At 67.3% G+C, this 25,790-nt stretch carries 26 protein-coding genes; 14 read left to right on the forward strand and 12 right to left on the reverse strand.

The genetic code is table 11. The features are described 5' to 3' along the window. Nucleotides 1-3: 3 nt before the first annotated feature. Both ACGF3C_RS11020 and ACGF3C_RS11025 read right to left on the reverse strand, forming a co-directional pair. Nucleotides 4-1,194, reverse strand: a complete 1,191-nt coding sequence (locus tag ACGF3C_RS11020) for a response regulator (protein WP_393220927.1) — start codon at nucleotides 1,192-1,194, stop codon at nucleotides 4-6. Continuing rightward, complete coding sequence (locus ACGF3C_RS11025) at nucleotides 1,191-4,145, reverse strand: ATP-binding protein (protein ID WP_393220930.1); 2,955 nt, start codon at nucleotides 4,143-4,145, stop codon at nucleotides 1,191-1,193. The genes ACGF3C_RS11020 and ACGF3C_RS11025 overlap by 4 nt, the downstream gene beginning before the upstream one ends. A 61-nt stretch (nucleotides 4,146-4,206) precedes the next feature. Here ACGF3C_RS11025 and ACGF3C_RS11030 point away from each other — a divergent pair, with 61 nt between their 5' ends. After that, nucleotides 4,207-4,392: a hypothetical protein gene (locus ACGF3C_RS11030; RefSeq protein WP_393220933.1), complete on the forward strand. Its 186-nt coding sequence runs from the start codon at nucleotides 4,207-4,209 to the stop codon at nucleotides 4,390-4,392. A gap of 1,442 nt (nucleotides 4,393-5,834) precedes the next feature. Here the strand turns inward: ACGF3C_RS11030 and ACGF3C_RS11035 are convergent. Beyond that, nucleotides 5,835-6,617 carry a glycosyltransferase family 2 protein gene (locus ACGF3C_RS11035; RefSeq protein ID WP_393220936.1) on the reverse strand — a complete coding sequence of 261 codons (783 nt, stop codon included), beginning with the start codon at nucleotides 6,615-6,617 and terminating at the stop codon, nucleotides 5,835-5,837. Nucleotides 6,618-6,656: 39 nt separating this feature from the next. On the opposite strand from ACGF3C_RS11035, the gene ACGF3C_RS11040 reads away from it, so the two are divergent. From ACGF3C_RS11040 to ACGF3C_RS11050, 3 genes are all read left to right on the forward strand, one after another. Beyond that, a complete protein-coding gene (locus tag ACGF3C_RS11040; protein ID WP_393220939.1) occupies nucleotides 6,657-7,538 on the forward strand; it encodes a hypothetical protein in 882 nt (293 codons plus the stop codon). 715 nt (nucleotides 7,539-8,253) lie between these two features. Continuing rightward, the gene (locus tag ACGF3C_RS11045; RefSeq protein ID WP_393220942.1) at nucleotides 8,254-8,958 is read left to right on the forward strand and encodes a hypothetical protein; all 705 of its coding nucleotides are present in this window, start codon (nucleotides 8,254-8,256) and stop codon (nucleotides 8,956-8,958) included. Between the two features lie 171 nt (nucleotides 8,959-9,129). Then, nucleotides 9,130-9,588 (forward strand): hypothetical protein, encoded by a 459-nt coding sequence (locus ACGF3C_RS11050; RefSeq protein WP_393220945.1) that lies wholly within the window; start codon nucleotides 9,130-9,132, stop codon nucleotides 9,586-9,588. 642 nt (nucleotides 9,589-10,230) lie between these two features. On the opposite strand, the gene ACGF3C_RS11055 is transcribed toward ACGF3C_RS11050, so the two are convergent. The 7 genes from ACGF3C_RS11055 to ACGF3C_RS11085 all read right to left on the reverse strand — a co-directional run bounded on the left by ACGF3C_RS11055 (nucleotide 10,231) and on the right by ACGF3C_RS11085 (nucleotide 14,565). Further along, nucleotides 10,231-10,488: a hypothetical protein gene (locus ACGF3C_RS11055; protein ID WP_393220948.1), complete on the reverse strand. Its 258-nt coding sequence runs from the start codon at nucleotides 10,486-10,488 to the stop codon at nucleotides 10,231-10,233. A gap of 22 nt (nucleotides 10,489-10,510) precedes the next feature. Then, nucleotides 10,511-11,149 (reverse strand): EndoU domain-containing protein, encoded by a 639-nt coding sequence (locus ACGF3C_RS11060; RefSeq protein ID WP_357222708.1) that lies wholly within the window; start codon nucleotides 11,147-11,149, stop codon nucleotides 10,511-10,513. Nucleotides 11,150-11,159: 10 nt separating this feature from the next. After that, nucleotides 11,160-11,885, reverse strand: coding sequence for a WXG100 family type VII secretion target (locus ACGF3C_RS11065; protein WP_393220951.1), 726 nt, complete (start codon nucleotides 11,883-11,885; stop codon nucleotides 11,160-11,162). A gap of 19 nt (nucleotides 11,886-11,904) precedes the next feature. Next, nucleotides 11,905-12,219 (reverse strand): type VII secretion target, encoded by a 315-nt coding sequence (locus ACGF3C_RS11070; protein ID WP_357235097.1) that lies wholly within the window; start codon nucleotides 12,217-12,219, stop codon nucleotides 11,905-11,907. Further along, nucleotides 12,219-13,016 (reverse strand): YbaB/EbfC family nucleoid-associated protein, encoded by a 798-nt coding sequence (locus ACGF3C_RS11075; protein WP_393220954.1) that lies wholly within the window; start codon nucleotides 13,014-13,016, stop codon nucleotides 12,219-12,221. The genes ACGF3C_RS11070 and ACGF3C_RS11075 overlap by 1 nt, the downstream gene beginning before the upstream one ends. Before the next feature lie 223 nt (nucleotides 13,017-13,239). Then, nucleotides 13,240-14,148: a PhzF family phenazine biosynthesis protein gene (locus tag ACGF3C_RS11080; protein WP_393220957.1), complete on the reverse strand. Its 909-nt coding sequence runs from the start codon at nucleotides 14,146-14,148 to the stop codon at nucleotides 13,240-13,242. A gap of 129 nt (nucleotides 14,149-14,277) precedes the next feature. Beyond that, nucleotides 14,278-14,565, reverse strand: a complete 288-nt coding sequence (locus tag ACGF3C_RS11085) for a winged helix-turn-helix transcriptional regulator (protein WP_393220960.1) — start codon at nucleotides 14,563-14,565, stop codon at nucleotides 14,278-14,280. A 146-nt stretch (nucleotides 14,566-14,711) separates the two neighbouring features. On the opposite strand from ACGF3C_RS11085, the gene ACGF3C_RS11090 reads away from it, so the two are divergent. The 6 genes from ACGF3C_RS11090 (at nucleotide 14,712) to ACGF3C_RS11115 (ending at nucleotide 21,142) form a co-directional block, all read left to right on the forward strand. After that, nucleotides 14,712-15,716 (forward strand): NAD(P)H-dependent flavin oxidoreductase, encoded by a 1,005-nt coding sequence (locus tag ACGF3C_RS11090; RefSeq protein WP_393220963.1) that lies wholly within the window; start codon nucleotides 14,712-14,714, stop codon nucleotides 15,714-15,716. Continuing rightward, nucleotides 15,716-16,354, forward strand: a complete 639-nt coding sequence (locus ACGF3C_RS11095; protein ID WP_393220966.1) for an HAD family hydrolase — start codon at nucleotides 15,716-15,718, stop codon at nucleotides 16,352-16,354. Before ACGF3C_RS11090 ends, ACGF3C_RS11095 begins: the two co-directional genes overlap by 1 nt. Nucleotides 16,355-16,766: 412 nt before the next feature. Further along, nucleotides 16,767-19,067, forward strand: a complete 2,301-nt coding sequence (locus tag ACGF3C_RS11100) for a tetratricopeptide repeat protein (protein ID WP_393220969.1) — start codon at nucleotides 16,767-16,769, stop codon at nucleotides 19,065-19,067. A 200-nt stretch (nucleotides 19,068-19,267) separates the two neighbouring features. Beyond that, on the forward strand, nucleotides 19,268-19,744 hold the full coding sequence (locus ACGF3C_RS11105; protein ID WP_393220971.1) for a hypothetical protein: 477 nt from the start codon (nucleotides 19,268-19,270) through the stop codon (nucleotides 19,742-19,744). Nucleotides 19,745-19,857: 113 nt separating this feature from the next. After that, nucleotides 19,858-20,289 (forward strand): DUF6196 family protein, encoded by a 432-nt coding sequence (locus ACGF3C_RS11110; protein ID WP_357232380.1) that lies wholly within the window; start codon nucleotides 19,858-19,860, stop codon nucleotides 20,287-20,289. Nucleotides 20,290-20,437: 148 nt separating this feature from the next. Continuing rightward, nucleotides 20,438-21,142 (forward strand): HAD family hydrolase, encoded by a 705-nt coding sequence (locus ACGF3C_RS11115; RefSeq protein ID WP_393220975.1) that lies wholly within the window; start codon nucleotides 20,438-20,440, stop codon nucleotides 21,140-21,142. Nucleotides 21,143-21,212: 70 nt separating this feature from the next. On the opposite strand, the gene ACGF3C_RS11120 is transcribed toward ACGF3C_RS11115, so the two are convergent. Next, nucleotides 21,213-21,446 (reverse strand): holin, encoded by a 234-nt coding sequence (locus ACGF3C_RS11120; protein ID WP_357232695.1) that lies wholly within the window; start codon nucleotides 21,444-21,446, stop codon nucleotides 21,213-21,215. Between the two features lie 399 nt (nucleotides 21,447-21,845). Between ACGF3C_RS11120 and ACGF3C_RS11125 the strand changes: the two genes are divergently transcribed. Continuing rightward, nucleotides 21,846-22,049 (forward strand): hypothetical protein, encoded by a 204-nt coding sequence (locus tag ACGF3C_RS11125; RefSeq protein ID WP_393220978.1) that lies wholly within the window; start codon nucleotides 21,846-21,848, stop codon nucleotides 22,047-22,049. Between the two features lie 103 nt (nucleotides 22,050-22,152). On the opposite strand, the gene ACGF3C_RS11130 is transcribed toward ACGF3C_RS11125, so the two are convergent. Then, nucleotides 22,153-22,941, reverse strand: coding sequence for a GNAT family N-acetyltransferase (locus ACGF3C_RS11130; protein WP_393220981.1), 789 nt, complete (start codon nucleotides 22,939-22,941; stop codon nucleotides 22,153-22,155). 217 nt (nucleotides 22,942-23,158) lie between these two features. Between ACGF3C_RS11130 and ACGF3C_RS11135 the strand changes: the two genes are divergently transcribed. The 3 genes from ACGF3C_RS11135 (at nucleotide 23,159) to ACGF3C_RS11145 (ending at nucleotide 25,664) form a co-directional block, all read left to right on the forward strand. Beyond that, nucleotides 23,159-24,025: an aldo/keto reductase family oxidoreductase gene (locus ACGF3C_RS11135; RefSeq protein ID WP_357232701.1), complete on the forward strand. Its 867-nt coding sequence runs from the start codon at nucleotides 23,159-23,161 to the stop codon at nucleotides 24,023-24,025. Then, on the forward strand, nucleotides 24,022-25,035 hold the full coding sequence (locus tag ACGF3C_RS11140; protein ID WP_393220985.1) for an alpha/beta hydrolase: 1,014 nt from the start codon (nucleotides 24,022-24,024) through the stop codon (nucleotides 25,033-25,035). The genes ACGF3C_RS11135 and ACGF3C_RS11140 overlap by 4 nt, the downstream gene beginning before the upstream one ends. A 197-nt stretch (nucleotides 25,036-25,232) precedes the next feature. Further along, nucleotides 25,233-25,664 (forward strand): helix-turn-helix domain-containing protein, encoded by a 432-nt coding sequence (locus tag ACGF3C_RS11145; RefSeq protein ID WP_357232705.1) that lies wholly within the window; start codon nucleotides 25,233-25,235, stop codon nucleotides 25,662-25,664. The last annotated feature ends 126 nt before the right edge of the window (nucleotides 25,665-25,790 follow it).

Raw genomic sequence — 25,790 nt, forward strand, 5'->3', positions numbered from 1 at the left:
TTCTTACTGCACCCATGGTTCGGCCGCACGCCAGGTCGCAGTGGAGGGAGGCGGGGGTCGGTCGGACGGGTCGCCCGCGCTGGCGTACCGTAGCGGCGATTTAGTGTTGGGGCGTGTGTCCGAGCCGTCGAACTGGAAGCAGTGGTACGCACCGGAGCTTGGCGCGCGTTCGGCGACGAGCCATGGGGACAGCGTCACCGGTGCCCCGGCGTGTGGCAGCAGGAACACTTGGCCGGTGATGGTGGGATCGGTCGTTGCCACGGTATGTACGAACGGGCCGCGTGTTCCGCGGAGCCGGTCGAACTTCGCGTGGAACAGCATCCCGTCGTATGTCATCGTCGTCGCTACCCCGATGTCGGCGCGCCAGAACGCGGCGGCCCGGGCCGCGAACCGTCGGAGCAGCCCGTCGAGTTGGTTGGCGTGGGCGGCAGTGGATGTCGTACGGCCGTGCGCGATGCCGTTGCGCAGATTGACCAGATCCTGCACGCGCTGGGCGCCGCCGCTGGGGATGAGGCAGGCGAGTAGGCGGGCGAACTCGCTACCCTCGCCGGCCAGGGTCAGCAGCCGCGTGCACACCGTCAGCCAAGTCCCCATGCTGGGCCGGGCGAGCTGCGCTGCCGTCACTCCCGCCAAGGGCGCCGGCGGTGTGGTGGCCAGCCCAACCATGGCCGCGAAGCGCAGCACCGCCTCCAGCGCCGCGAGTCCGGCATTGACCTGCCGATCCACGTCAGTGGCCCGCCAATACCGAGCGAAGTGGGCCGCCAACGGTGCGGGAAGCCCTCCGATCGCCTCCTCTAGGGCTTGGGCCTGCCATTTGACATGCACTTCGGCGCAACGGTCGAGCAACTCGGTGCTGGCGTCATCCTTGTCGACCCAGTCGGCGGCACCGAGGCGCATGGCGCGGACCGTCTGCTGCTTCGAGCCCTCTCCTGACAGCACCAGCGCCGGGGTGCGCAGGCCTTGCGCCTGCAGGCGTTCAAGGAGCCAGAGGCCGCCCCAGTCCTCCGGCGGCATCTTTAGGTCCACGATTATCAGGTCGAACGGCCTGCCGGTGGCAGCCGTTAACGCGGCGGTCCCGCTGTCGACGAAGTGTAGGCGCGCGCCGGCCCGCTCGACCGGCCGGCAAAGCGTGCGGGCGACGTCCGGCTGGTCGTCGGCGACCAGCACGTGCACGTCGGCGAGCTGTCGGATCATTCGTCAGTCCCCTCGGTGGGCGCGGTCAGCGGAAGCCGGACGTGCCACTTTGTTCCAACAGGCGACGGGATCCACGCGAGCTGCCCGCCGACTCGCTGCAGGAGCGACTCGACCGACAACAGGCCGATGCCGCTGCCGCCCTGTTTCGTGGTGCGGATCCTGGCACCCGATTCCAATGCGGCGACGACGTCTGCGCCGATGCCTGGGCCGTCATCGGCGACTTCAATGATCGCGGTCTCCTCGTCAACGGTCCAGTCCATCCGGATGCGGCCGCCGCTGGCCATGGCCTCCACTGCATTCGCAGTCAGGTTGTCCAGGATCAGCCCGAGTGAGCGCTCGTCAATGGCGGCTTGGGCGGCGGTGTCCGTCGCCGGCGTGTCTAGCCCGACCCGGTCGGGCAGGCGGGTCAGCAGGTCGCGGGCGTATTGGCGGAGGAACGGCCCGAAATCAACGTCGCCGCCGGCTGCGGCGTCTGGTACCGAGGTCACGGCCGTCAGGCTGAGGGCCAGGCGTTGCATCCTCTCTAGGTGCCGGTGCGCGTCGGCCTGCTGTTCGTGGTGGCCGGCTGGGGTGGCCGCTACCGCATTGGAGGCCTGGCGGGATGCGCTCGCGTGGTTCTTGATGTCGTGTAGCACGTCAGCCACCCGTCGGCGGAACGGGTCAGGGCTAGGGTGCGGCGCGGCGAATGCGGCTTGGCTGACCGGTCCGGGGTTCAGCGGGAGAGTTAGCCCAGCGATTTCCACCTCGAGTCCGCCTGGGACCGGGCGCATGACGCCTGACCAGGTGACGGCGGACCACAGTGCGCAGGCGTGCGCGAGGTCCGGCTTCGTTGGGCCGGTGAAGCGCATGCGCAGCGGGCGCTCGCCGAACACCCTGGCGGTCGCGAGGGCTTTTGAACGGAGCATGATGTTGGCCGCGGCGTCTAGGACGGCGCGCTCACGGGCGGTCAGCGTTACGGCTGGCATCGGTCCGGTGAGCGCCAATCGGTCCCGGTGGAAGCTGGTCCACTCGCCGACCAGGTGCCCCAAGTCGGTATCCGGCTCGTCCGCGCCCATGCACCGAAAGAGCCGGCAGAGCCGGACGATGCGATCGGTGAGCGTGCGGTCCAGCCCGGCCGGCTCGGTGACGGCCCTGATCGCATCTAATGTTTGTAGCAGCTCAGCATCGATCACCTGTTCCCGTGTGTCGGCGAGGTACCGGGCCCGCCGGAACGCGTTGGTAAGGCCAGCCACCAGCTGTGGACTGGACCGCTTTCGCAAGTGCCGGTCTGTCTGGCCGGCCCATTCCAGCAGCTTCTCCGGACTCTGGATGAGATCCAGGCCGAACTGCTTGGACGCCGCCCAAGCGGCGACCGGCGGGTTGTTGGAGGCGAGGATCGCCGCCTGCTGCGCCAGGACCAGCCGGTTGAGCGCGTGGCCGCCATCGTCCGGGATCCCACTAGCGGAACTGGCGAGGATATCTAGCACGCGTCGGGAGACCTCGTGTTTCGCAGCGGTCTTGCCGGAGGCACCCCCGCCGGTAACGGCCACCGAGTCACCGAGCAGCGGGCTGGTCAAGATCGCAGTGGCCACGAAGACGGCCTGATGGCTCGGCCCGGACGACTTGAATTCGAACGCGATGTCCAGCCGTAACCCGCTGGCGGCTCGCTGCAGGCGAGTGGTGTCGTCGAGGGCCCGCGCGCGGCCCGGCGCGATCATTTTCCAGGCTGGCCGCCATGCGGGCGGCCACTCCGACTGGAGCGTGGCCGGGCGCCGCTTGCTGAGGTACACGGCGGCCATGACGGCCTGAAACACGTTCGCCTTAATCTCGGGTGAGGTGCCCAGGACACTTTGGCCGGCCCCGAGCAGCAGGCCGCTGGTTAGGTCGGCCCACCGGCAGGCCCGCTCGTACGCGTCGTTGGGCAGAGTGACCACAAGGAGAGTGTCAGGCCGCTCAACGACCGCCCGGCGGGCCACCGCGAGACGGTTCTCGTGCTCGAGCACGTGTGAGCCGACTAGCCCTAGCAGCTGGTTGCTGCGCTGGCCGGCTCGGGCGGTCTCGGACTGGTGCTCATAAGTCCAGGACGAGTGGATCAACGCCTGGGATAGCAGCGGCCGAGCGGTCGGCGGGAGCGCGAAGGCTCGCTGGATCCGGTCGACCGTCCAGGTGTGATCGCGGTAGCCGAGCATCTCGCGGGCCTGCGCGGCAGGCCGGACTGCCGTCACCGTGGCCGCCGCGGCCGGGTAGTACCGCTGGACGAACTTGCGCGCAGCCTCGTGGGCCGCTGCCTTCTTGCTGCGGCCAGTGCCTGTGGTGCGGCGGCCCCGAGTATCCGTCGCAACGGCGTGGTAGGTCGACTGGTGGTCCGGACCCTCGCGCTCGTAGGCGTACGTCACCGGCGCGGCCCTCGCGGTCGCCTGCAAGGTGGTGACCGGGTCGTGCACAACCGCCGTCCGGCGGGCGTCGGAGAGCAGTCCGCCAGCCAGGCGGGTGGCCGAGTCGTACAGGTCGAGGACACACAGCAGGCCGACCACGCGCCGGAAGAGGTCGGCGACCACACGGTTCGGCAGCGGCTCGCCAACGAGGCCATGCCCGACCGCAGTCGACTCAGCGATCCATGGCTGCCGGGCTGCCCACGCCGGCAATGTCGAGGCGATGTGGCCGATCTCTGTACTCAGTGGGCCGGGCTTATCGCCGGGTACCCAAGCCAACCCTTCGACCGCCGCGTGCCGCTGGAGAAAGGTGCCGCCGAGGCGTGCGAGCGCGTCGAGGAGGCCGCGCGTGACGCCGGGCAACTGACGGGTGTTTTCGTAAAGATACGAATTGTGGATCAGAGCGACCCCGAGCGCATCGACAAACCCGCTGTCCCCGACAGGTGCCCCGCATTGCCGTAGCGCCTCCAGGGCGGGGTCGATCGGGAACCGCCTCCGTGACGCTCCCGTGTCCGGCCAGCGGTCGTGCGGGGTGCTCATTGGACGGACGCTACAAGCCTGGATCGGGCGGAGGAATCCACCGGAGGGTCTGCTCGATCGGATGGGTGCGACGGACCCGGGCATCGACGATGGCGAGGCTTCAGGTAAGACAGCAGTCGAACGGAAACTCTCGGCCGGAGCCACTGCCAGCCGACTGCTCATGCGCATCGTCAGACCGGAGGAGCGTTCCGCGACCGCGCGGACCCTGACCGAGCTGCTGAACGAGGTTCGCGCGCTGCGCGGATGACGAACGACCGAGGCCGGAGCGGGAATCCGCTCCGGCCTCGGGCAAGACAACCCGCTGCTCTTACCACTGAGCTACAGCCCCATGTTGTGGAGCTGACGGGACTCGAACCCGCGTGCGACCGGGATGATCAGGAGCACCTCTCGGTACTGACACCCGTATAGCAGGAATGTCCGATTGGTCGAGTCGGCCGAGGGGTGCCCGACCCCTCTCGGAAAGCACCGATATGGCCACCAGGCGCACCAGCATGGCAAAGCGGAGCACCGGCACCCGCCGGTCAGCCGCTGGGGCGGCCGAAGCCGCTGCGGTACGTGCAGGTGGAATCGACGGTGATGACGCGGAGATCGACGCCGACGTCGCGTTCGAGCACGGCCGATGGCGGCACCGGGTGCGGTCCGCGCGGGGCCGGCCGGACACGATGGTTACGATGTGCCGCTGCTGATCGACGAGGAAGAGGGCCACTTCGGGGAGCCGTAGCAGCGACCTCGCCTTGGTGGCTGGGTGGTCGCAGAATGGCCGGATGACCGACCCTTTCGCGACCGCAGAGACTCCGTCTGCCCTGCCCGGCGACACAATCTACGACGGCGGCACGGTGCTCGCCGTCGAGCGGCATCCGGTCTACGGGCTGATGTACCTGTCATCCGAGTGCTGCGGCGGAACGGAGCGGACGTCGCCCAGGTGTCGGTGGGCACAACTGGCGAGCCGGCGGTCGAGCTGTTCCTCGACCGGGAACTGCCCGTCGAGAAGGGCGACACGGTCGCGGTCGGAAAGGGCTACCTCATTGAGGAAATCGACGACCTGTGAACGTTCAGATCCTGTGGTCGTCGCAGCCCCAGCCGCCCGGGTAGAGGCGCGCCTTCTTCGTGCAGCCGTCCGCCCGGGCGCATACCCGTGGGCGACAAGATCTGCGGCGGGGTGAACGCTGCGGTGTCGGCGGGTTGGCTAAGGTGACGAAGACCCGCTCGACGGTGTCCCGGACCGTGCTCGTCGAGCGGACGTCGGACTCCTCGAGGTAGCCGCACAGTCGGTTGAAGGCCGGCCGGTGTGCACGCGTCTCCTCGTTGACGACCTGGCCGTCGGTCTGCGGCTCGTCGTACGTGACCTCTTCGGCGCGCCCGAAGGCGTCAGCGTTGGCGCCTCTCGGCGGCAGCGGAAGGTCGTCCGCACATGGCCATGTGCGGATGCCTGTGTAATGCTTCCTCTGCCCGGCACCCGCTTGCGCCTCGGCACGGATAAATGCTGGTCGGGGAGACTGCCACGCCAGCCGGATGGTGATCGCAGTTCGGCTTGGGCTGCGGGGCGTTCGGTGGGATCTGTATCGATCTCAAGTGCTTTGCTTGCGAGTTATCGGCCTGCTCTGCTTGGACCGCCACCGCTTCCAACCGCAGGCTCGTCAGGTGCGACAGCGACGTCGAGACGACTTCCACTTCGGCCTCCAACCCGAACTAGCGACGAACGCGACTTACCAAATCTGTGCGAGAGCGAGTTTCAGGTGGAGCCGACAAAGTTTTCACCAAGTCTCTAAGGACTCTATACCCGTAGTCGGCAGGCGAGCGTACGAGGCGGCTCGAGCCAAACCGGCGCTCGTGGAACGAGACGGGAGTCTGGGCAATCCGGAAGCCTAAGCTCGCTGCTCGGATGATTTGCTCCTGGGTATAGGTGAATTTGCTGGAAATTCGAACGGCAGCAGCCAGTCGGGCGGAGAACGCCCGGTAGCCGCTTTGGCTATCTGCGACGGCAACTCGCGAGATTGCTGATATCGCTTGTGACAGCGCGATGTTTCCAACGTATCGAACAAGTTGCATATGTGGAGGGCGTCGCCATAGGCGATTTCCGATCGCCAAGTCCGCCCCGTCGCCGAGTTTGTGCAGCAGGGCGTGAATGTCGTCGGGCGCATATTGCCCGTCGGCGTCAGTATGGACGATAGTTGTGGCGCCGAGCCCTAGGGCGGCATCGACGCCAAGTTGAAATGATTGAGCTAGCCCAAGACCCCCGGACGGTAGAACGAGGGAAGCTCCAGCATGGAGCGCCACCAATGCAGTGCGATCACTCGAGTCGTCGTCCACTACGATGGTTTTCGACAGCCTGAAGCGAGGCCGAATTTGCTCGTGGAACGTTGTTATTACCTGACCAACGGTCTGCTCCTCGTTCCTTGCAGTAACCAGCAGCGCAAGCATTCTTCTCCAGCTTCTAGGCATCTTGTGACGCGCCGATCTTAGTACCGGCATAGTCTTGCCAGACTTCCGGGTCGCCCGGAGAATTGTCGGATGCCTCTGGCTGTCGTCGTCTGTTGCCTGATGTCGTTCGCCCTGCTGAAGTCGGTTGCCCTCATGAACGCCGTTCGATGGGCGGCTAAGCGGGCCCGCGGATACGAGCGTGAGTCGCGGCTGCGGCCTCCTAGGAATGATCTTGAATTGGCCGCGTTATTTGAGCGTCATGGTGGTGATTTCTTCCCATTTGGCGCCAAATGGTACAAGGTTCGCCGACTCTACTCACCTGGATCCAACGACTCGAGGCTGACTAAGGCTAGAAAGAGTGCAGTCAGGCTGATTGCGAAGACATTCATCAGTGGTGCCGGGTTTATCCTTGTGTCTTATGTATCGACTATCGCTCTGAATGCTCTTGCGCCCAAAGTGACCGTTTTTGCTTCTGTAGTCGTGTCCGCATTGACCCTGTGGGTCGTCGCCTACAACATGGGGTTGTTGGCTGAGGCTGTGGCCTGGTATTTGGCCGTCGGCCGATATGCGCGCTCCTACTTCACCGCCGGTATCACGGGGCGCCGTCCGGAAGACGGATCGGTCCTGGATGAGCTGATTGTTTTTGTAACTTTGGCAGTCTTTATGGTTCTCAGTCTAGCGGTCTCGGTGTCTACCCTTCAACTCCGGTTCGGCGGGTTCAAAGGCATGTCGCGAGACCATGGTTTTGTGGCCGAGTTGCGGAGGTTGGCGGACTCCACGTATTACGTTGTAGCGAATGTGACCACGTTGGGCGATTCTTCCGTCCAACTATCGAGCGCGCCAGCTAAGATCGGCGCAACGACTGTACTGGTCGCCGGCTTGCTGTTGTTGACTTTTACACTGGCTTTGTTTTCGTCGGTCATCCTCGAGCGGCAGTTGCCAGATGACTTGGGGCGTAAGCCTAGGGTTTAGCTTGATCGCGCGGTCTCGGCGTGGCGGTGGTTATCTTTGAACAGAGGTGATGCTACTGGGCAAGCGCGACCGACACGGCGTGAACGTGACGAATCTTGCGGGCGGGGCGCCGGGCAGACTAGCGTTCAAGCGGTTCTCTGAAGACGAAGTCGACTGGCGTACGCCCGGACTTCGCCCTTATGGCTGCCATGGCCTGGAGGGCACTGCGAGCGGTCACCTCACCGCATATCGAAACTGTCGCGGGCAAGCCGCTGCGGCGGTACCCGGGTCGGGGCAGCAGCGAAAGCGTGGGCGCCCGGTCGCCCGGGTCTTCGACTGCACGACTACGCGTTGCGTCTGAGGATCCGCACGGGCATGCCGCCGACCGTGCACGGTGCCTCAGGGGCATCGGTCCTGCTGAGTAACTAGACGCGGGCCCCGCCAAGGCGATCGGGGGTCCACGAGGTCTGGATCGCTGCCACCCTTGGGCAGCTGAGGAGCATGAACGCTTCGAGGACCACACACCTTTGCGTGGTCGATCCTGTAGTCGACGGGTTACCAGGGCGCGGAGCGGCCATCGCTGGACGCCCCTGTGGTCAGCTCGGATAGTCGGCTGACTGACGTCCTCCGGGAGCGGCGTGAGGATCGTGAGCCCGCTCGGCGATCTGTCGTCGACAGGTCCCACGGGTACGGCCCAACGCGCCTATCTTGCCCGCGCGCAGCTACTCTCCGCGCCATGAGCAACGTGGCCGGGACGAAGGCAAACCGCGAAGAAGAGACCGCATTCCTGGCCATGGAGCAGGTGCTCGGGGTCGACATCAAGCTCGCGGATGCTGGCACCGGTGACAAGAAGCCTGATGGTGCCTGGGCGTACGGCGATGGCCAAGAGCGCCGGGGCATCGTTGAGGTCACGTCACCCCCTGCCACGAGCCTGATGGCTGATTGGGCTCGCGCCAAGAAGGCAGGGCGCCCTCAGGCCGAGAGCGGGTCGATCCCTTTGCGTCTGAACGAGCTCGCGCAGGTGTGTTCCGAGATGCTCGCGGAGGAATGGGCTTGCGATAACGTCGACAAACTTCTGGCCCAATCGGCCGATGAGCGGCACCTCTTCCTTTTTGCGCGGGCTTACAAGGACGGTAACTACTTCTACCGGCTGTCCGATTTTTACGACGGCGGAGAAGCTGAGCACGTCGATGACATCGTCCTCCCACCGGGCATCTCAGACGTCTGGTTCCGAGGCCGGGCGCGACGAGATAGTGAGCAACCACTGGGCGCATGGGATCTCTGGTTAGCGAGGTTTCACGCAGACTCGGGGTGGTACCGCTACGTGGTGCAGATCGAGGAACGGCACCTGCCACCCCCCAATCCGGGTATCGCTGACGATCGGGTTCCCGCAGGTTGGCGACTTCCAAAAGATCGTGCGCTCGATCCGGTCGGTGACTGAGACCGTCTGAGGCGGATCTCAATCACTGAGCTGACTGCCGCGCGGTTGCGTCCACGGAAGTGGTGTACGACTTGCCCGCGATGGGCGTGTTGCGTAGATGGGCACCCGCGCGAGGAACAGGGCCGCGTCGATCACGCGGTGACCTGCTGTGGGGTGCTCCCGGATCGACCGATGCGCCTGCTGGAGCGAGCGCTGGTGGCAACCAAGGCACTGCACTGGGCCGGCAGCTCGCCGACGGCGCTCTATCTCCCCTGGCAGGGGGGATGCGCAGGTCACGACGGTAAGGAGCTGTCAGGTGGCCCGAACTTGCCGCCCGGCAGCGTGCTGCTCACCGCCGCGTACAGCAACGGCTTGGTAACCCAGCTCTCGGCGAAGGTCCGCATGCCCCGCACCGAACTCGACGCCTTCATCGCTGCGGCGAAGTTCACAACGGCTCTCACACCGGGGCTTCGGGCTGTCGACGCCAAGCACAACGTCGGTGGCGGCAACCTGTGGGACCCCGAAACCGCCAAGACCATCTCCGGCCTAGACGAGGAGCAACCCACCGCAGAGGGCACACGCCGAGCGCTCCTGGTCAACCTCGACGCACCCGATGCAGTCACCGTCTACCTGTACGCCAGCCGCGGCTGAACCCCGCAGGCATCCGCTTCTGCCCATGACAAGGCGCGGCGATCGTGGACGCGCTTCCTCATCGATCGATGCGGCTGCGGGAGCCAGTGCTGGCGCCAAGCATGGGTACTGGGCCGGCATTTCACAATCGGTCGGCGGCCCGGTGCGAGCCCGGTTGGGGGGAGCAGGTTGGGAGCAACAGGGTGCCCTGAACGGCCTTGAACCGCATCCAACAGCATCGAACGGCGCTCGACTGCACCCACCCCTGCCTGCGGCTCCACGTTGCCGCAGGTCAGAGTCGGTGCGGCGTCATGTTTCACACCGAAGAGGTCGCTGGTTCGATACCAGCATCGCCCACTCTCAGTTCCGCAGGTCAGAGGCCGCTTCCCAGTTTTGGGAGGTGGCCTTTCCGCTGTCGTACGGCAATGACGTATCGCCACGCCAGCGAGCGAGCCCGACGGCGGTGCCGGCTGGGACCATGTGGAATCGGCGCTGGCCGGCCAATGCCTTTCGGACGATCGCAGCGACCGCCGACGGGAGATCCCGAAATCTACCGTTCGGTGAAAGTCGCCATCGACATGCCCGCCGAGCTCGGGCCAGGTCTGGGACGCCCGCTGGTCGGCACGACACAGGGTTCGAGGGGCCCGATTTACGCTTCGGCCGTCAGTCCGAGGTCCGGATCCGCTCCAGGTAGGTCAGAGGCTCCTGGCGGAACTCCATGAGCTCCCGCAGCGCGTCCTTCTCCGCCGTGGTGATCACGACGTCCTCCTCCGCCAGGGCGCCGACGAGCTCCGGGAGCGCCAGGTCCCAGGCCCCGGCGCTGGCGGCGGTCAGGACGAACGGCCGGTGATTCGGGCTGATCCTGGGTGCGAGCTGGTCGGTGATCTGGCGGCTGTACCAGTAGAAATCGTTGACTTCCATGGGTCTCCCGTAGGTGCGTTGGCTAGGTCGGCCGCTTGGCCGGCGGGTTCGTGGTGACGCCCTCGCCGCTGAGCGGGAAGCCGCCGGAGATGCTGCCGTCCTTGTCCAGGGTAACGACGAAGGTGATGCCGTCGCGGGTGCCGGTGACGCGCCAGCCGTCGTCGTTGGCACGTGCCTCAGGGCGGCTGTCGGGGTTGGTGGCGATGCTCTTGAACCAGCCCTCGACCTGCGCCTCGGTGGTGCCGGGCGGGAAGAGCGTCTTGTTGGGCTCGGTGGACGAGGGCTTGTGGTTGCCACCGCCCTTCCCGTCGCCGTTCCAGATCTTGTCCAACGCCCCGTCGCCCATCTCACCGAAGCGTTTCATGTCGTACCTGGCGTCGGCGAACTCGGGGTCGTCCCAGGGGTTGGTCCTCTTGGGTACCTCGGGCTCGGATGTGTCGGCGTCCTTCGGGCGGCCCTCCCCGGCGCGCTTGATGCCATGCTGCTGGGCTGGTCCCACGCGCTTGGGCATCATTCCCGGGTTGAACTTGGGACGGTTGGGGCCATCGCCGCCACCGCCGTGCGGTGGGGTGGGGCCTGAGGGGTGCTTGTGGAGAGCCGCCACAGCGAACAGGACCACCAGGACGGCGGTGCTCCGCAGAGCCGCCATGAGTTGTCGCATCGAGGGCCGCCTAGACGTCGAGGAGTGCGCGAAGGGCGGAGAGGCTGGCGATCAGGCCCATCAGCCAGCCGAAGATGCGGCCGGTCCAGCGAACGACGGCGACCGCGAGCTGGGAGGCGACCAGCGGTGTGGCGAAGCCGAGAGAGAAGACCACCTCGGCCAGCCACACCACGACCTTGGCGATGCAGTCGGCGATGAAGGCCCGCACGACCTCCCGCACTATCTGCACCACGGTTCCCGCGCCACGGGTCGCGGCACCCATGCCGGCGGCCGTGCCCGCGAAGATCCCGGCGACGTCGATGTTGATGGTCAGGATGTCGCGGTAGGCGTCGGCGGCGGCGCCCTGCCATCCGTCGAGGTCGCCGACCAGCCGCGCCTTGAGGTCCTCGGCGATGGAGAACAGCTCATTGGCCATGTTGTCCCAGGTCATGGCGTGCGTCTCGATAGTCTGGGGATCACCGGCGAGCCAGTCGAGTGCCTGCTTCAGTGGCTCGACCTGCTCGATGGCCCACTCGATGCCCATCGACAGGAGCGTGCTGAACGGGTCGATGGCGATGGCCGCCCCGTCGAGAGCGGCGCCCAAGCCCGCGATTGAGCCGTCGATCCAGCTGCCGGAGTCGATGGCGTCCTTGATGCCCATGTAGTCGTCGGCAAGCGGCAGGCCGGTCCAACCGTCGCGGTGCGCGCCGCTGGTCGAAGGGATGTCGGAGGTCGTGGCGACCAGTGGGTTGCTCATGAGATAACGCCGGGCTGGCTCAGGTCGCGGAGTGGAAGGAGTTGAAGCCGTCGGTGGTCGACTCCTCGGTCCGCTCGTAGGCGTCGGCGGTTCTCTTGATTCCCGCGGCGAGCAGCGCGATGTTCTCGGCGAGCATGTCCACGCCCTTGTCCTGGTCCCGGTGGCGTCCCTCCAGGATGGGCGGTAAGAACTGGCAGAGCTGCCCGTAGGCATCGTCGGCCTGGAAGATGGTGCCGCTCGCGGCCTTGACGGCGGCGAAGCGGTCGTGAATGGCCAACATGGCCGTGGCGTGCGCGCGCAGCGCCTCGACGTCGACCTCGAACCCCCCGTGCATCAGTAACGCCCCTCTTCGTCCTCGGTGTCGGCGGTCCGGAATCCGGCCAGCAGGGCCCGGCCGGTCGCCGAGTCGGCGCCGACCGTCTCCCGCACGACCTCGGCGGCGGCCTCGGCGAGCTTGACCCGCGCATTGCGATAGGCGCCCATGATCGCCTGCTGCGTCTGCTCCAGGCTCACGCGCTGCACCCGCGCGGAGAGCCGGACGTCGGCCATCGCCCCCGTGGAGTCGACGGTGACCTCGACGATCCCGTGGGCGTCGGTGGCCGCGACCCGCAGCGCGCGCAAGCCGGCAGCGGCGGCCTGCGTGTCGGCGGCCCGACGCACGGCATTGGCCTGCCATGCCTCCAGGCGCTCCCGCGCATCCTCGGCGTCCAACAGCGGATTGACCATCGCGCCTCCCTCTCCGTTGCCGAGCAGGGGCTTTGGAGGCGTCAGTGTAGCCACGGCCCGCCACACCAGGTTGCCGAGCGAATGCGGCGTGATCTGGTCAATGCACCGGACACCGGCGCTGGCTATCTCTCCGCTGCGAACGAGTGCTCGGATAGCCGTGGTCATGGCCGGTACGCCCGGTTCCGGCACGATCAGCTGGTCAACGCCCCAGAAGTAACTGCCACCTTCACCGGTTTCCTTCCAGGTAGCCAGCAGGCGGCGGACCTCGTCGACGGTGAAGATTGTCAGCGCCCAACTGGAGCCGTCGGGGAGGTCGACGAAGGCATCTGCGTTGGCCGTGGACTCCTCGGTCGTGTCGGGACCGAGGAGGAACCGTGCCACGAATGTCGGTTCCGTGTTGGTCACGTACGGATGGTGCGGCCCATGAACGCCAATGATGCCTCGCGGCCCGATGCGAACACCTCGTCGTGCAGGCCCTTGTCCCCTGAGCAGGGCAAGGAAAGGCAAGGAGTCCGACAAGGTGATCGCACACCTGCAGATGACCAGTCCTGATCAGCTTCGGTGGGCAGAGGCTGTCGAGGCCTGGTCCTGGTGCCGGTCGAGGCTTTGCGCCGGTCGAAGCTCGCACTCAGAGACAGGCTTGGGTGCCAGTCGTGGGTGGAGGCGGCCGGCGCGTAGATGGACGGTGGCGCTGAGGCGGGCTGAGGTCAACCATTCCGCCGATTCTGGCGACGATGCCGTCTGCGGTGTGTGTCGCGCTGGCGAAGACCGACGACGGGCTCTGGTGCGTGTCGCCCTGGTGGATCTCGATCGCGCTGTTGCCGGATGTGTCGAGCAGGTGAGCGGCGAGGCAGCCGACACTGTTGGCGTTTGCGATGTCCTCGTCAACGCCGATCGCTGGGGCGAACATCCGAGCTGCGCCCGTTCTTGCATTCGGGGGCAGCTCGTAGGCGAAGCAGCCGAGATACCCGAGTAGCCGACACTCGGTTGCCAGCCGATCGAAGTCGGGCTGCATGGACAGCAGTGTGCGGCGATCCCGAACGGGGACGAGGAGTCGTGGCATGCCCGGCGACGCGACCCGTAGGGCGGCGGCGATGTCCGCTCGTTCCAGGCCGAGGGCCGCGATGATGCCACCGCCAGTCGCGTCGGCATGGTCGGACAAGGCGATGACGCCCTGGTCGAACCAGACCTCAATGCCGTCCTGGCGCCGGGTGGCGGTCGTGGCGAAGGTGCGGCCTCCGCTGCGCTGGCGGCCGTGGTGCTCCGTGGCGCCGCCGCGGCCCAGCAGGACGGCCTGCGCGGCGATGGTGCCGTGCCCGCAGTTCGAGAGCTTCCCGGTGCTGGTGAAGAACCGCACCCTGGGTGCGTCCGCTGGGGTGGTGTCGATGAACGCGGTGTGGGAGGTGCCGGCCCTCAGGGCGATCGCGTGCCGTTCGTCGTCGATGAGCCTGGCATCGTCGATCACGACTGTGGTGGGGCTACCGCCTTTCCCGTAGCGGGTACAGGCGTTCACCACCGCCACTGGTGGCCCGGCCATCAGAGGGCCGTGGGTGTGAACGGCGGTTCGAGCGCTGGGATGTGAGCCATGACCAGACTCCGATGCTTCGGATTCAGAAGCACGGTAGCGATTCCGCTTCCGAAATGCCAGGGCGGGCGTTTCGCGGGTTCAGGTCTTGTCGTCCACGCTCAAGGTCGAGGCCCATGCGTCGGACCAGCGAACGAGCGGGCGCAAGGCCTGGTAGGCACCGCGACCGAGGTCGGTGAGCGCATAGGCCGTGTCCGCCTGCTGAGCGACGAGGTGGGCGTCGAGCAGGTCGGTCAGCCGCTGACGCAGGACGCTGGATGACATGTTGTCGCAGCGCTGCTGGAGCGCGCGGAAGCCGACCGGCCCATGCTGCAACTCCCAGATGATGCGCAGGTTCCAGCGACGCCCGAACAGGTCGAGGGCGGCCATGAGGGGTCGTCCGGTACTCGATCCGCGTACCGGCTTGCCCGGTCTGGGTGCCGTCATCGCCTGCGCCGCCCCTCTTGATGCTTCGATATTCGATACAGTACCGTCCGCTGTGTTGATTCGATTTCCGAAGCGATCGGGGCTGCTTCGTGAGGCGATTGCGCACTGCGTTGTGTGACCGGTTGGGCATCGATCTGCCAATCATTCAGGCGCCCGTGGGTTCCGCGGCGGTACCGGAACTGGCGGCGGCGGTGTCCGAGGCAGGTGGTCTTGGCATGCTGGCGTTGACGTGGCAGACCCCCGATCAGGCACGGCGGAGCATCCGGCGTACCCGGGAGCTCACCACCCGGCCGTTCGGGGCAAACCTGGTTCTCGACTTCCCGGTGGACGATCTGCTCACCGTGTGCCTCCAGGAGAAGCTGCGGATCATCTCCACCTTCTGGGGCGACCCGTCGCCGCTGCACGGCCGGATTCAGCGCGCCGGCGCGCTGCACCTGCACACGATCGGTGACATCGCCGAGGCCGTGCAGGCTGTCACGGCCGGGGTGGACGTCGTCGTGGCCCAAGGCTGGGAGGCGGGCGGTCACGTCCGCGGCGGCACGACCACGATGTCCCTCGTGCCGGCGATCGTCGACGCGGTCGGGCCGCTTCCGGTGGTGGCTGCGGGAGGAATCGCGGACGGGCGTGGCGTCGCGGCGGTGCTCGCGCTCGGCGCCCAGGGCGCCATGCTGGGCACCCGCTTCCTGGCCGCTGCCGAAGCCGCCACCCACGAGGTGTACCGGCAGCACCTGATCGCGGCCACCGGAGCGGACACCGTACACACCCTCTGCTTCGACGGCGGATGGCCGAACGCACCGCATCGCGCGCTACGCAACACGACCCTTCAGCGTTGGCAGGCGGCCGGCTCGCCGCCCGCCCCACTGCGGCCCGGCGAGGGTGATGTCGTCGCCAACGACGCGTCCGGCGAGAGCCGACCTCGATACGAGGACCTGATTCCGTTGCCCGGGATGACCGGTGACCTGGCGGCCATGGCCCTGTACGCGGGCCAGTCCGTGAGCCTCGTCCACGACGTCCTGCCCGCTGCCCGCCTGCTCCACGACATCGCCGGTCAGGCCGCCGCCACCGTCGACCTGCTGCAGAGCCAGGCGACGTGATGTCCATTCCATCTGCGGTGTTGTTCGATGTCGACGGCGTGCTGGTCGACTCCTATCCGGCATACCGGCGGATCTGGAGTCGATGGGCGACGCTGCGCCACCTCGACCCGGACCTGGTCTGGTCCCATACCCACGGCCGCCGGCCCGTCGACACCATCGCGGTGGTGGCCCCGCACCTCGACGTTGACGCCGAGTACCGGCTCGTTCGAGAAATCATGGCCGCCGAAGGCGACGCCTTCCCCGTCTACCCCGACGCCGCCGCCGTGTTGAGCCTGCTCGATGGTTACCCGTGGGGTGTGGTCACGTCGGGTCGAACACCGACCGTGAGGCAGCGGCTGCGCGCTGGCGGCCTGCCGGATCCTCCCGTCCTGGTCGACAGCAGCCAGGTCCGGCGCGGCAAGCCGAGCCCCGAGGGCTATCTGCGAGCGGCGCACCTTCTCGACACCCCCGCAGCGAACTGCCTTGTGATCGAGGACGCTCCCGCCGGAGTCGAAGCAGCCCGGCTTGCCGGCATGACTGTCGTCGCCGTCCGCACCACACACCCTCCCGACGAACTGACCGGCGCTCACCACCGTGTAGACACCCTCAAAGACACGATCCCCCTCCTCGCGGACTGGCTGAACGGGCCTCAACCATGAACGAGGCGACCGAACAGATCGATCTGGTGGTCCTCGGGGCAGGCCCGGGCGGCTACGTCAGACCGGCTGCCGCTGGTTCTGGAAGTCGTTGGCCCAGCGACAGAAGGGTCCTCGCGCTGTGCCGAACGGCAGGCAGCCTGCCCGCTACCGTCCAAGCGTGACACGAGCCCGTCGATGGATGCGGTGGATCTTTCTCGTCAGTGGTGCGGTCTTTCTGGCGACCGGCGGGTACTGGCTCTTCACCACAACCCGGGCTCAGGCCAACGGGCAGGCGGGTTGGACCGGTGGGTTCATCGCGGTAGCTGGGTTGGCGTTCGGGATGGCCCAGGTTGTTCTCGGCTCCTTGGCGCTGCGCCGACAGCAGCCGTCCCGCGGCGTAGCGTCGACCGTGGCAACCCCGGGAACACCAGGGATGATCTCGCTTGCCGTGCCGGAGCCGGCCGCATTCACGCGGGGCCGCGACGAACTGGTCGGCGAACTCACCGGGCTCAATCGCGGGTGGTACCAGCCGGCGGCGCGGGTACGGGTGCTGCACGGCATGGGCGGTGCGGGCAAGAGCACTGTGGCTCAGCTGGTGGCCAGGCGATTCGCCGATCGTAAGGCAAAGGTCTGGTGGGTCTCGGCGGCGAACGCCACCGCCCTGCAGACCGGCATGCGGCAGCTCGTCGCCGATCTCGGCGCCTCCGATCACGACATTCAGCGAGCCTGGTCCGGGCTCACCGGCGCTCCGGATCTGCTCTGGAGGCTGCTGTCCGCCGTTCCCGGACGCTGGCTGCTGGTCATCGACAACGCCGACGACACCCGGTTGCTGGGACTGGACGGTGAACCGGTCATGTCCGCTCGGGGGTGGGTCCGGCCGGTGCCGAACCGTCGGGGCCTCCTACTGATTACAACTCGCGACGGCGACCCCAAGGTGTGGAAAACCCCCTGGTGCCGAATGCACCCGATCCCGATGCTGTCCGCCACCGACGGCGCGGCTGTACTGCTCGAACATGCCGGGAAGCACGCGGGTGGCGTACGGGAGGCCGTCGCACTGTCGCAGCGTCTCGGCGGCCTGCCGCTGGCTCTCGGTCTGGCCGGCCGAGCCCTGGCCGACGCGCAGCAATTGCGGCTGCCCGGCATCGCGACCACCTTCGCGGCCTATCAGGCCGCGATCGATCAGCTCGGCGGGTCCACCATCGGCGAGGCCGTAAGCCGTACCTGGGAAATGTCGCTCGACCTGCTCGACAGCCGTGGCCTGCCTGAAGCCCGGTCGCTGATGTGGCTCCTCGCGACCTTCGCCGACGCGCCGATTCCGACCGGGCTGCTGGGACCACCGTTGAATCCCCGCGATACGCAGGAGTCACTGCGCGCCCTGGCCACACTTGGCCTGATCACAGTCGAGGATGGCGAGCAGGACGCGGTGAGCCTGCGCATCCATCCGCTCATCCGCGCCGCCGCTGATCCGGTGGCTCAGTTGAGCCTGGCGATCACACTGCTGGCCGGATTCGCCGACGGAGACCCGGACGACTCGGGGCAGTGGCCAACGTGGCAGGCCGCTGCTCCGCATGCCTTCCACCTGCTGAACCAGGCAGCCCGCACCACCGACACCGACCTGATCATCCGTGCCGCTCGCATTGCCGAGGACGCCGCCCGTCACCTCAATGCCACGGGGCTGTACGCCGTAGCCCTCGACCACCTGAGCGCCCTGCGGTCGATCCGGGAACGGGAGCAGGGCGCACACCATCCCGATACCCTCACCATCCGGTACCGCCTGGCATACACGACCGGATTCGCCGGCGATCCGGTGGCCGCCCGCGATCAGTTCGCCGCGCTGTTGTCCGCTCAGGAACGGGCGCTGGGCGCCGACCACCCGGACACCCTTGACACCCGCAACCAGCTGGCCCGCTGGACCGGAGAGACCGGCGACATCGTGGCGGCCCGTGATCAGTACGCGGCACTGCTGCCCGTCCAGAGGGGCGTCCTCGGCCCAGAACATCCGGCCACCCTCGCGTCGTGGCAGGGGCTCGCGCAGTGGACTGGCTGGGCCGGCGACGCAGCCGCTGCCCGCGATCAGTTCGCCGCGCTGCTACCGGTCCGGGAACGGGTACTGGGCGACGAACACCCGGACACGCTGGCCACCCGGCATCGGCTGGCCCAGTGGACCGGCTGGTCGGGCGACGCCAGAGCGGCCCGCGACCTGCTGATCGGCGTGGCCGACAGTTTCCGCCGGACACTCGGTGCGGAGCACCCGGATTGCCTGCACGCCCAACATCACCTGGCGCGCTGGATCGGATACGCGGGCGATGCCGCCGCTGCTCGCGATCGATTTGCCGCGCTGCTGCCCATCCGCGAGCACGTCCTGGGCCCGGAACATCCCAACACCCTGGCCACCCGCCATGGCCTTGCCCTCTGGATCGGATACGCGGGCGACGCCGCCGCCGCACGAGATCTGTTCGCCGCACTCGTCCCCGTCCGCGCACGCGTCCAAGGTCCGGAACATCCGGACACGCTGGGCAGCCAGCACGAACTTGCCTCTTGGACGGGGAGAGCGGGCGACCCCGAAGGCTCCCGGGCCCAATTCGCCGCGCTGCTGCCGGTTTGCGAACGGGTGCTGGGCACCGACCATCCCGACACCACCGACACCCGTCGCAAACTGATCGAGCTTCTGGACGTCACCACCAGGCCCACCCCGAACGGTGGTCGCGGGGGCGACGTCTCACTGACTGACTGAGTGACAACCGTCGCGACCGTGGTGGACGTCCGTGGACGTCAGACGATGTGGGGCGGGCTGGCTGGCAGGTCGTGACCGTGTTCGACGCCGTTCGGCAGTTGCGCGACGCATCACCAGACGTCAGCGGGCGTCCGCGGGTGATCGCCATCGACGGCCGGGGTGGTGCAGGCAAGACGACCCTGGCTGGGAGGCTGCGTCAGGTGGAACCCAACTCGGCCATCGTGCACACCGACGACGTGGCCTGGAACCACGCCTATTTCGACTGGGGTGCGGTACTCACCGAGAACATCCTGCGACCCCTGCACCGGGCGGAACCGGTCGCCTTCCGTCCCGACGCCTGGATCAGTCACGGTCGCGCTGGATCGATCACCGTCCCCGCCGACGTCGACTTCGTCTGGGTCGAGGGCACCGGCATCATCCGGGAGGAAGTGGCCCCGTGGCTGGACGCCTCGATATACCTACAGGGCGACCTTGATGAACAGGAGCGCTTGTTGGTCGATCGCGACGGCGACTCTTCCGAACAGCGAGAACACGTGGCGAATTGGCTGCGGGAGGAACTGCCCTTCATGCTGCGAGAACAGCCGTGGTTCCGAGCCACCCTGATCGTCGCGGGCCCTTCGCCGGTGGATCACGACCCGGACACCGAACTGGTCGTAGCCCGACCGCCGAGCCTCTAGAATCTGAGCGCTGCAGCAGTGCCGGGTCGCGGATCAGGTGAGCCATTGGGCTGGCCGGCGGCGGTGTGTCGAGGGCGACTGCGTTGGCTGGCGTCATCGGGCAAGATCGGCGCATGGTCAGCATCAGCCAGGAGTCCAGTGACGAGACCGCGCAGCGGTTGCGGCGGGTCATCGCGGCCGCCGAGCTGGTCATGTTCGATGGTGAGTGGTCGTTCTTCGAGGCGCCGCTCACTCAGCCACCGGCCTTGACGGCTGACCTGCTGGCCGTGGTGCGCGACGAGGACCGGTGGTCCTGGCTGGCACCGGGTGCCGGGACCGATGGTGAGCGCTTCGCGGTGTTCTCGGTTCACTTCCCGCCCGACGTGGACAACAGCGGGTTCGTCGGATGGCTGGCCACCGAGTTCAAACGCCGGCTGGGCACCGGCGTGTTCGTCATCTGTGGTCACAACAGCGAGCGCGGTGGCATCTACGACTACTGGGGCTGCCCGGCGCAGGTTCGCGCCGAGGCCGTACAGGTCCTTGCTGAGCTGCGCGCTGGACGGTAGCCGTCTGCACCAGGTGTCTGATGTCTCGAACAGCGGAGAGGTTGCTGGTTCGATACCAGCACCAACCACCCTCAGTTCCATGATTCAGAGGCCGTAACCCGGGATCGCAGGCGGTCGACGGCGGTGACGGCCTCAGTAGGATGCTGAGATGTCTCGGCCGGTGATCTTCGACCTCTTCCATACCCTGGTACACGGTGCCGATGACGAGCGTGACCGGGTCGTTGGCGAGATGGCGCTCGTGGTCGGGGCGGCTCCGGCCGCGCTGGTCGCCGCCTATCACGCCACCTGGCGTGACCGGCTGGTCCGGTGGGACGTGGAGGAAACCGTCCGCATTCTTGCCGGACGCCTCGGCGGCACGCCAACCGACGAACAGGTGGAACGGGCCGGTGAACATCGCCGTGCCCTCGCGCGCCGGGTGTTGGGCGCTGTCTCGACGGCCACCCTGGATGTGCTCGACGCGCTGCGCGACGGCGGGCATCCACTGGCCCTCATCAGCAACGCCACCTCCGAGACCGCCGAGGCATGGCCGCAGAGCCCGCTCGCCCGCCGCTTCGACGTCGCGGTCTTCTCGTGCGAAGTCGGGCTTGCCAAGCCCGACCCGGCGATCTACCGGATCGCCGCCGAGCGCCTGGGCGTCGCGCCGGCTGAGTGCGTCTTCGTCGGTGACGGCGCGGACGGCGAACTGGCCGGCGCGGCAGCGGTCGGCATGACCGTGCTTCGTACGACTGAGCACAACGACACCGACCCAAGCTGGGGCGGACGCGCGTTCGCCAACCTTGGCGACCTGCCGACCCTGCTGAGCGATTCGGCCGTGCTGTCTTCCACTTCGACGCCTGACGGTCGGCTTGGATGACCACCTCAGAGAGTCAGACGCCCCCGCCGACCGAAGTCAGCGGGGACGCACCGTTCGCAGCCGAATGAGGCTACTGCTCGGCGCCGACGAGGCTGGGCGAGTCGCCCTCTCCCGATACCTTCGCACTCACCAGTGAGGTGAGCACTGACAGCACCGCCGCACCGGACGCGATGCCACCGGCCGCTGCCCAGTCCGCCTGCCAGGCGTTGAACACGACGTCAGCGCCCCAGTAGAGCAGCAAGCCCTGTGCGGCGCTCTTCACCGCCCGCTCGGCGGTGGCCTTCCAGAACCTCGTGGTGAACATGTTGATACCTCCAGGGGTAGGTTCATCGGACGATCCATATGTCAAGAATGCCTGGTCAGGGGCGGTTAGTGCTTGCCGCGCTGTTCGGGCCGCCAGCGGGTACGGCACCGGCAGCGACCAGAACGCGATCCAGGTGCAAGACGAGAGCACCCGGTTCAGGGCAGGCGCGTTGAAGCGCAGCAGGGCGTGGGAGTGCACGGCTGCCCGGGCGTTGCACTCCTGCGATTTCGCGTGGGACACCCGCACCGGCTGCGCCCGGGCCTCCACCTCCTAGACCACCGGGGTTCACGGTCGGTAGCCGGCGCCTGGGCCGTTCGGGCCGTCACCGGGTCGTCAGACGGCGACCAACGACGAGTCGACCAGTACGCCGGATGCTCCTGAGGCCGTAGCGTGCCGGACATGGATGAGGAAGTCGTTCTTCGTCTGGACCGACCGACAGCCACGGCGATCGCCGACCTGATCTACAACGTCGGCGTGGACACCGGCCGGCGTGCTGCACCGCCGGTTCCTCGGATGGACCAGGGCGGCCGGCCAAGCCGTGCCAACAGCACAGCAGCCAAGTACAGCAACGGCGCCAGCCGAACCGAGCCACCAGGCCGTTGACCTTGCATCAAGCCCGACCCGGCCTCTTCGCGGAGAGTGCACTCCGAAGAGGGGGCGCGGTAGCCGTTGTGCTCGGGTGCGGATGGGGCCGCGACTAGGGCGCTCACCGCCGCCAGTTGTAGGGCGTCGTCGTCGACACCTTGACCAGACCGGAGCGTTCGAGGATCGGGCGTGAGTACTCGGTCGAGTCGCTGTTCATGAGTGTCTTGCCCATGTCGAGTGCTGAGCGGGCCCGCGCTGCGGTCAACGCGCGGTAGATCCCACGGTCACGCCATTCCTCACGGGTCGCGCCGCCCCAGATCCCGGCGAAGTCGGTCCCGTGCACCGGCTCCAACCGCCCGGCGCTGACGATCCGTCCGCCAGCCTCGGCGACCCACAACTCCATTCCGTCATGGCGGGCCAGGCGGCGCAGGAGGGCGTTCGCCATGTCGTCGCTCACCGGGTTCCCGAAGGCTTCGTCCTGCATCGCAGTCATCGCGCGGACGTCTGCCTCCTCGCTGATCCGACGCAGTGTCACGCCGTCGGGCAGCGGAACGTCGACGGCGAGTAGCCGCGCCTCGCCGAGCATGATCGACTCAGGCTCATCTGCTGTGAACCCGTTCTCCAGCAACGCCTCGTGCAATCCTGGCGCGTGGTCGTGCCCACGGGTCTTCCACTTGACCCGGTCGATCTCAGGGTTCGCCACGTAGTGAGCGAGCGCCACTGGGACGAGCCGCCGGATGGTGTCGACGTCCGCCCCGCCCAGATCGCGGTAGGTGACAAAACCGCGACCGCCCGCGAAGGTCACGAGACGCAGTGGCCCGTGTCGGGTGACCGAGACCGCGCTCGGCGTCTCGGCGTCAGTCCGAAGCTGTTCGTCGTAGGCCGCAAGCAGTCGAACCGAATTGATCATGACCGTACGCTGCGGCAGCGGGGCCAGAGGTGCAACTGGTTTTCGAACCAACCCCACGACCCTGGCCTGCCGCGCTCCCGTGCCGCGATCAGCACTAGGGCAGGTTACTTACGCACCTTGAGGTGCCTACTTCCTGATAGAGAGCAACCCTGTCATCGTGGAGAAGCGACCGGTCAGGTAGCAGGATTACCTGCCTTTACGAGAACGGAGCTATGACATGTCGAATGCTTCTCTGCCTGGTGGTAAGTGGAAGCTGGGGGACTCGACGGTGACCCGGTTCGGTTACGGCGCCATGCAATTGGCCGGCCCCTGGGTCATGGGACCCCCCGCCGACCATGACGGCGCTGTGGCTGTACTGCGCGAGGTGGTCGAGCTCGGCATCACCCACATCGACACCAGCGGCGCCTACGGACCGCGAGTGACCAACGAGCTGATCCGAGAGGCGCTGCACCCCTACCCGGAGGGGCTGTTCATCGCCACCAAGGTCGGAGCTGTCCGCGATGCTCAGGGCGGTTGGCCCGTCGCCCGGCGGCCCGAAGACCTCCGTAAGCAGGTCCACGAGGACCTCGAGGTCCTCGGTGTCGAGACCCTTGACCTGGTGAACATGCGTATGGGTAATGCCGAAGGTCCCCAGCCCGGATCGCTGGCCGAGGCGTTCGGCACCCTCGTCGAACTGCAGCAGGAAGGCCTGATCCGTCACCTGGGCGTCAGCAACGTCACCGCCGAGCAGGTCGTCGAGGCGCAGGCCATCGCGCCGATCGTGGGCGTGCAGAACATGTACAACCTCGCTCACCGCTACGACGACGAACTCGTCGACCGGCTGGCGGCCGAGAACATCGCGTACGTGCCGTTCTTCCCGCTGGGCGGCTTCTCACCGCTGCAGTCCGAGGCGCTCTCGGCGGTGGCGGCGCGGCTGCAGAGCACGCCCATGTCCGTCGCGCTTGCCTGGCTGCTGCAGAGATCGCCCAACATTCTCCTGATCGCGGGCACCTCGAAGGTCGCCCACCTGCGGGACAACATTGCGGGCGCGGGCCTTTCCCTGTCCGCCGAGGACCTCGCCGAACTGGATCGGATCAGCCGATGAAGAAGATGCGTCTCTGGCTAACCACCGCCGCGACGGCAATCGCCCTCGCCGCCGGGATGAACGCCTCAGCTCCCTCCCCGGCTGCGGCCCACACGAGCGCTCCGCGTCACAGCTCAATGGATGTGCGCGTGGCCGTCGGCGTCGACGGGCTGTCCTCGGCGACCATCCACGCCGAGCAGTACGCCCCCGTCCGGCACGCACGCGGCGTGCAAGTGTTCATCCCAGGAGTCACCTACGACCACCGCTACTTCGACCTGCGGACCAAGGCCGGCACCGTTTCCCAGGCCCAGCAGGCCGCTCGCGACGGATGGGTGGCCATCGCCCTGGACCGCATCGGCACCGGCCGGTCCACCAAACCCGCTGCCGAGTCCGTCACCACCGCGGCACACGTCGCGTCGATCGATCACTTCATCGACACGATCAGCCGCCGCTACGCGCGGCTCCCGATCGTCCTGGTGGGCCACTCCTACGGCAGCGTCGTCGCCGAGGGCGTCGCGGCGCAATCCGACAAGGTCGACGCGCTCGTCGTCACCGGATTCATGTACCGCAAGACGCAACCGTCGTTCGACGGCTTCCCGGCGTTGGTCGCGGCAGCCACCGAACCGCTGTTTTCACATAAGACCCTGCCCTCCGGATACCTGACCACCGCGCCGAACTCGCGCACGTTCTTCTACCACCTGCCCAACACCAACCCGGCGACGCTCGCCGCCGACGAAGCCACCAAGTCGACCACGACCGCCGCCGAGGTCCCCGGCTTCGCCACCGAGTTGACCACCGGAGCCTTCGCCGCCTCGGTCCGCGTCCCTGTCCTCGACGTGGTCGGCGATCACGACTACCTCTACGTCGGAGGCGACCCGACGGCGTTCGTACCCGACCAGAAACAAGCCTTCAGCTCCGCCCGCCACGTCGACGCCGTACTCATCAAGAACGCGGCCCACGACCTGGCAATGCATCGCAATGCCGCGCAAACCACCGACCTCATCAACCAATGGGCGGCGGCCCACTCCTGAACACCGACTGTGCGGATGAGCGGCGCACCGCATCGACGGGGCCCGCTCATCCGCACACAGCTGCGAGGGCGGAGTGGGCTTGTGACCAACCCCACTGGCACCTAACCGATGCCTGGTCCACCATGAGAGTGCAACTTCCCAGGAGAGAGCAAGCACTACAAGGGGACGTAACATGCCCCAGGTTCGAGGAGGGCATGATGGCAACGCCGACAGCGGCCCAGCAACGGGACCAGAACAAGAGCAATTACAACGCCTTCCTAGCCGCATGCCCGAGCCACAAGATGCTGGAACGCATCTCCGGCAAATGGGTCACGCTGATCCTCTCCGCACTCGGCAGCGGCCCCGACTGCACCGGTGAGCCCACCCCCATGCGCTACTCGGAGCTGTCGCGCCTACTGGCCGGCGTCAGCCAGAAAATGCTTACCCAGACCCTGCGCTCCCTGGAACGCGACGGTCTCGTCAGCCGCACCGTGACACCGACCGTGCCCGTCACTGTCAGCTACGAGCTGACCGAGCTGGGCCTCTCCCTGCACCAGATGATGCGCGGCCTCAAGATCTGGGCCGAAGTGCACATCGACGAAGTCGCCACCAACCGCGCCGCGTACGACCACGCGACTCCCGCGAACTGAGCAGGGAAGCGCGGCGGACAGCCGAGCACCGAGCCCTTGCGGAGCCACGTCGCCGACGTCCCAAGCCGCCGTACCGGTGGCGTCTCCACCGAGCCTTGCACGTGGCGGCGGGTAGCCGGTAGGACC

Origin of the sequence: Micromonospora sp. NPDC047762, from assembly GCF_043204655.1 — a bacterium.
Classification (GTDB): Bacteria; Actinomycetota; Actinomycetes; order Mycobacteriales; family Micromonosporaceae; genus Micromonospora.